The sequence below is a fragment of the Blautia sp. HCP3S3_D9 genome (assembly GCF_052063845.1).
Taxonomy (GTDB): domain Bacteria; phylum Bacillota; class Clostridia; order Lachnospirales; family Lachnospiraceae; genus Blautia_A.
Genome location: NZ_JBQHWS010000174.1, coordinates 1 through 5,705, shown reverse-complemented (window position 1 = coordinate 5,705; position 5,705 = coordinate 1). Strand labels below are relative to the sequence as shown.

6 protein-coding genes and 1 pseudogene are annotated in these 5,705 nt (G+C 39.1%); 1 reads left to right on the top strand and 6 read right to left on the bottom strand.

What is annotated here, in order from left to right; translation table 11 throughout:
* The 3 genes from ACTNES_RS19040 to ACTNES_RS19030 form a co-directional block, all read right to left on the bottom strand.
* The coding region (locus tag ACTNES_RS19040; protein WP_441040398.1) for an FMN-binding protein at window positions 1–573 on the bottom strand (573 nt) is incomplete at its 3' end.
* A gap of 366 nt (window positions 574–939) precedes the next feature.
* On the bottom strand, window positions 940–2,274 hold the full coding sequence (locus ACTNES_RS19035) for an Ig-like domain-containing protein (protein WP_441040397.1): 1,335 nt from the start codon (window positions 2,272–2,274) through the stop codon (window positions 940–942).
* Between the two features lie 98 nt (window positions 2,275–2,372).
* On the bottom strand, window positions 2,373–2,918 hold the full coding sequence (locus ACTNES_RS19030; RefSeq protein ID WP_441040396.1) for a hypothetical protein: 546 nt from the start codon (window positions 2,916–2,918) through the stop codon (window positions 2,373–2,375).
* Window positions 2,919–3,359: 441 nt separating this feature from the next.
* Here ACTNES_RS19030 and ACTNES_RS19025 point away from each other — a divergent pair, with 441 nt between their 5' ends.
* Window positions 3,360–3,842, top strand: a complete 483-nt coding sequence (locus ACTNES_RS19025; RefSeq protein WP_291809230.1) for a Gx transporter family protein — start codon at window positions 3,360–3,362, stop codon at window positions 3,840–3,842.
* A gap of 64 nt (window positions 3,843–3,906) precedes the next feature.
* Here the strand turns inward: ACTNES_RS19025 and ACTNES_RS19020 are convergent.
* From ACTNES_RS19020 to ACTNES_RS19010, 3 genes and pseudogenes are all read right to left on the bottom strand, one after another.
* Window positions 3,907–4,257, bottom strand: a pseudogene (locus ACTNES_RS19020) (DNA methylase); the annotation flags it as partial.
* 243 nt (window positions 4,258–4,500) lie between these two features.
* Window positions 4,501–4,863 (bottom strand): ArsR/SmtB family transcription factor, encoded by a 363-nt coding sequence (locus ACTNES_RS19015; protein WP_291809226.1) that lies wholly within the window; start codon window positions 4,861–4,863, stop codon window positions 4,501–4,503.
* A 97-nt stretch (window positions 4,864–4,960) separates the two neighbouring features.
* Window positions 4,961–5,705: HAD-IC family P-type ATPase (locus ACTNES_RS19010; RefSeq protein WP_441040395.1), on the bottom strand; the 745-nt coding region annotated here is incomplete at its 5' end.

The window sequence follows — 5,705 nt, the reverse complement described above, 5'->3', positions numbered from 1 at the left end:
ATTTACTGCCTCTAAGATACCTGTAGAACTGAAAGTTGCACCGGAAATCGTATCAACATCTGTGTTCTGTTCGCTGATGATACTGTTGATGACGTTTTCACCCTGTGACAGATATGCACTGTCTTCGCCCGGTGCGCTGACTACACTGACTGCTGTGATGGTGTCATCTTCCAGAGTTACCTGTACTGTGATCGTTCCACCATATCCTGTTCCAGAACCTTCAAAGGTACCGTTCTTGTATACATTATCGGAATCATCGGATGTTTCTTCAGAATCCGTCTGATCTGAGCTTTCTTTGTTGTCTGCAGAATCTTTTTCAGATGTTCCATCAGATTCTGAATCAGATGTGTCCGAAGAAGCCTTGCTTTCCGCTGCTGCTTTCTGCTCTTCGTAAGTTTCCTGCAAGGCTGTAAGAATCTCATTCTGCTGATTTTCCAGGCTTTCTACTTTTGCAGTCAGATCTGCAATATCCTGAGCCTGTTCTTTATCCTTTACTGTACCATTATAGAAAAATACCGCCATGATAATCAGTAAAAGTGCGATCAGACGCAGATAAAAGTTTTGATTATTCACGTGTTTCCTCTCCTTCGTTTATAATTTTTGCTAGCCAGAGTTGCTATTTATGTGATTTTGGAATTCCTTTTCATAACTTAACCGAATCAGTTGATTCCCCTGCTTCAATTGGGAAAAGTAATGAGTAAGCAGCGAAGCGGATAATTTGTCCACTTAACAAATGCTGAATTCGTGTAGGAAATATTAACTTCAGCTAACTTTAGAAGTGTAGCATTTTCCTTCATAAAAATCTATATTTAATGCTATTCATTAATGTTGTTTTTTTCTCATTAAGATGACCCCGGAGCAACTTCCGGGGTCATCTATAATGCAGATTATTCATCTTCCATTATTTATTTGTAGCCGTTCAGTACCTTCACGGTTACATTATTTTACTTTTACTGTAAATACCTTCTTAACTCCATTGCAGGTTACTGTAATTTTAGCAGTACCTTTTTTCTTTCCTTTTACAACACCTTTAGAACTTACTGTTGCAATCTTACTGTTGCTTGATTTGTAAGTGATCTTTCCGGAAGGAGTTGCTTTTGCAGCAATCTTTGTTGTCTTTCCAACTTTTACAGTTGCTGAAGTTTTTGTAAGTTTCAGAGACGGAGTCTTTACTGTTACTTTGCAGGATACTTCGTATTCTCCGCAGGATGCTGTGATCACTGTAGTTCCTTTTGCTTTGGCAGTTACAACACCTTTGCTGTTTACAGCAGCAACTTTTGTATTGCTGGATTTCCATGTGATCTTGTCTGTAAGGTTTGTTGTAACTTTGAGAGTAGTCTTTGTGCTGCCTTTTGTATAAAGAGTTTTGGATGCAGTATTTAATTCAAATTTGTTTTCTACTTCTTTGTAAGTAAAAGTAAGATTATTCTTATATCCAACAGCGGTTACTTCAAATACAGTTGTATCTGTCACCTGAAGATCTGTGAGATCAAGGGTTCCGTCCTCTTTTACAATAACCTTGGAACCTCTTCCTGATGCTGCATATTCTGTATCATCAACTTTTACTTTGCTGATACTCTTTATATATGCAGAAAATTCTTCTGCTGTAACACCTTCTGCTGCAGCCAGTTTGGTTTCTTTGCTGTCATAAGCTGCTGGCATTTTATCTGTGTTTACTGTAAATTCAGTCACAATCGTTGCGTAATTTCCATTAGCATCAGCAATTTCAACTTTGTGTGTTCCTAATGCAAGAGTTCCAACAGTAAGTTTTCCGTCTGTGCAGGAAACTGCTGTTCCGTCTACTGTGTACTGCGCCTTGAAATCAGCTGGCAGTGCCTGGTCAAAGGTAACTGCTGCAGTTGAATCTGTATTCATAATATCTGCTGCTGTTGCCTTGATTCCTGTAGTTGTCTGCACTTTTACATCTGGAACATCAACAGTAATCATGCCTTTATCCGTATAATAAGTAACGCTGTCAATTGTTTTTCCCATGATTGATTTGTAATGTGCAGAGGAAACAGGGCATCCGTGAACTTCTGTTGTATATCCGGTTCCCCAGGAAAGCATACTTCCTCGCCAGATATTCTCCAGATGACGCAGACCATAATTGGTTTCGTCTGTAGTATTTACAGTTACACCGTAAATCTTATCTGTATTTGTATCAATCTGTTCTGAGAAAGTTTCATTGTTCAGATCCAGTTCGTAGTCACCATAGCTTGTTTCTGTTTTAAATGTAGCATCGATTGCAACAGTCTTTGTCTGTGTACCTTTCATTGCTGAGAAAGAATAGCTGCCATCTGCATTTACAGTAAGTTCTTTGTAATAAGATGGTGTCTCACTTAAAACATAATAAGAATAAGATGCATTTTCAATCAGGGAATCTTTTCCTGTATAGGTATTGCTGCTTGTCTGCCTCTGTTTGTTACGGTAATTGTAACAGAGTCAGAATCTGTTATCTGTTTCTGGTCCTTCAGAAGGGAAAGATCACTGACTTTTACAGGAAAAGTAACGCCTGTTACATCAGATCCGTCCGGAGTTACATGATACGCGGAATTTCCGTTCATCATACCTGCTGTTCTTGATTTATTAAGAGTTGCAGATGTAAATGCATCAACTTTTACATCGTTATTTTTCAGTTCTGCTTTATAAAAGTCATCGTATGGAATGTTCATAAGAACATAAGCTTCACCCTGTTGTGCTTCAGCAGCAAAAGCATCCTGCTGTGCATCTTCGGTGGTAAATTCTTCCTGTGTATCCTTAGCGACAAATTCTTCAGGAGCAGAGAGTTCTGTGATGTCTGTAAGTACCTCACTGTCTGTAAAATCAGATGCCAGAACTGCATATGGCATGCTTGGCATTGCAACTGCTGCACTCATTATGACAGGAGCAATCTTTTTCATAAGGTTTTTGTTTGTCATGGTTTTCTCCTCTTCTAAAAATTTTCTTTTTTGCGGAATCACTCTTACCAGAGGGTTAATCGACTTATTAACCAAAGGGATTTTACTTTTACCAAAAGGGAGTAACTTCTGCCAAAGATATTCATATAGGATTTTAGATATGCAGTCAGTAGACAGCTACATGAATTAGCTATCACTAACTCTTAAAAGAATAACATGCGCATATTAAAAAATCTACTGTTTTTTGTTTTGCTTATTCGTTAAATTTTTTCAATAAAACTGTTTTAGACCAAATTTAGCGAATATTTTCAATAGGATAGGGGTATTTATGGGCTTATTTCATCTGACTAAATGTTATTAGCTATATCTAACTTTTGAGTTGCGGAGATATTTTTTTTATGCTAGAATATTTGGAGAATTTTTAATTTTTTCGTATTTAGCTGTTGAGAGGAGATATTTTTTATGAAGCAAAAAACAGCCTATCTCGGGCTTTTTTCGGCTGTAGCTATTATTCTTGGATATGTGGAATCACTGGTACCGGTGTTTGCGGGGATTCCCGGGATTAAGCTTGGACTGGCGAATCTGGGAGTACTTTTTATTCTGAAGAAGTATTCTTTTAAAGAAGCTGCACTGGTTTCGGTGGTACGTATTCTGGTAATTGGATTTATGTTTGGAAATATGTTCAGCATCCTGTACAGTCTGGCAGGGGCTGCGCTTAGTATGACAGTTATGACACTTATGTTAAAAAAGACCTCCTTCAGTCTGATCGGTGTCAGTGTTGCAGGAGGTGTTTCGCATAATATCGGACAGCTTATTATAGCTATGTTGATCGTAAATAATGCAAGTGTATTCGTGTATACACCGGCGCTGTTGGTAGCTGGGGTTGCTGCCGGAGTTGTGATTGGCGGACTTACAAATGAAATTGTAAAAAGAGTGCATATATAATAATAAAACACTTCTATTCATCAGATTCATTTGAATCTGGCGCAGCCCATAAAGCAGGGTCTGCAGGATCTTCCAGCAGACTTACATCTTTGCCGAGCTGCATCTCCTCTTCTACTTCAAGAGCCATCATCTCTGCCATTTCCCGGACTACGATCCTGGTTTTATCAAACGTATAAGGGCATTGAAGAACCTGACCGGAACAGATGCTGTTGTTCTCTGGCTTATAGGATTTGATTTCCGCGATGGTACATGGCTCCCAGCCCCAGGCATGGTCGATCAGCAGTTCTGCGTTGATCCCAAACAATCTGTAAAGTAATTCTTCATTGTGATAATCGTTCGATCTGCCTATGGAACATCTGGCAACATCTCCCATTGTTTTCATTCCATTTTCTGCAAGTTTCCGGGCATAGCCGCGTATAAAAGGATTTCAGATCTATTGCTACATAAATATGAGATTCCATTTATCCAATCCTCATTCATTCAAATCTGTTCATCGAATCAAATCTATATCAAGTTTCTGATACGTAAAACAATAACAGATATCAGACTTATCATAAATATAAAGATACCCATAAAAAATGTCAAATCCAACTTTTGTAAAAAAATCCAGACATATAAAAAGCACTGGCTGAATCCTAAACACAGCCAGTGCATCTGGTTAATCTTCTTCGATATGTTCTCTGCCTTGGTTAATGATCGTACGGACATGATCATCTGCCAGAGAATAGAAAATGGATTTTCCCTCTCTGCGGCTCTTAACTAGTTTACTCTGCTTCAGAATACGAAGCTGGTGTGAAATCGCAGACTGTGTCATATTCAACGCTTTTGCCAGATCACACACGCATACTTCTGCCTCGAATAATACAAACAGAATACGGATTCTGGTAGAATCTCCGAAAACTTTGAATAACTCTGCCAGATCATAAAGCTCTGTTTCCTCAGGCAGGGTTTCATCTACAATTTTGAGAAGATCTTCATGAATTTCATTACTTTCACATAATTCTTCTTTGCGCACTTCCATTTTAGTACCTGTTACCTTTCTTGACTATCACAAATGGTTACTGCCCGCAGATCAGACAGTAACCACATAAGTTTCAGCTAAAGCATTTCCTGTTTTCTTATAAGTTCTTTACAAATAATGTACGGATTGCATTTAATACAGCGATGATCATAACGCCTACGTCTGCAAAGATTGCCATCCACATATTTGCAATACCTAACGCACCAAGGATCAGACACAGAATTTTAATACCGATAGCAAAATAAATATTCTCGTATACAATACGGATACATTTGCGTGCGATCTTGATCGCTTTGGAAATCTTCAGCGGGTCGTCATCCATCAGTACGATATCTGCTGCTTCGATCGCAGCATCTGAACCAAGTGCTCCCATTGCGATACCGATATCTGCTCTGGATAATACAGGCGCATCGTTGATACCGTCACCTACGAATGCCAGTTTGTCTTTCTCAGATTTCTGGTGAAGCAGTTCTTCTACTTTGGAAACTTTATCAGCTGGTAAAAGTTCGCTGTATACTTCCTGGATTCCCAGTACTTTAGCAACCTGATCTGCAACACGTTTGGAATCACCTGTCAGCATAACGGTCTTGCTGATTCCGGCTTTCTTCAGTTCAGCAATCGCCTCTTTTGCATGAGGTTTGATAATATCGGAGATAAGGATATGTCCTGTATATTTGCCGTCAACTGCCATGTGCACAACAGTTCCTACATGGTGGCAGTCCTGATATGCGATTCCAAGTCTGTCCATTAATTTTGTGTTTCCCGCTGCTACAGATACGCCGTCAACTTTGGCAATCAGACCGTTTCCACTGATTTCTTCAATGTCTGTTACACGGTTTCTG

What these genes read in the sequence shown, in the direction of transcription:
- ACTNES_RS19025 (WP_291809230.1), top strand. Translation starts at nt 3,360, where the DNA reads ATGAAGCAAAAAACAGCCTATCTCGGGCTTTTTTCGGCTGTAGCTATT.
- ACTNES_RS19035 (WP_441040397.1), bottom strand. Translation starts at nt 2,274, where the DNA reads ATGAAAGGTACACAGACAAAGACTGTTGCAATCGATGCTACATTTAAA.
- ACTNES_RS19015 (WP_291809226.1), bottom strand. Translation starts at nt 4,863, where the DNA reads ATGGAAGTGCGCAAAGAAGAATTATGTGAAAGTAATGAAATTCATGAA.
- ACTNES_RS19030 (WP_441040396.1), bottom strand. Translation starts at nt 2,918, where the DNA reads ATGACAAACAAAAACCTTATGAAAAAGATTGCTCCTGTCATAATGAGT.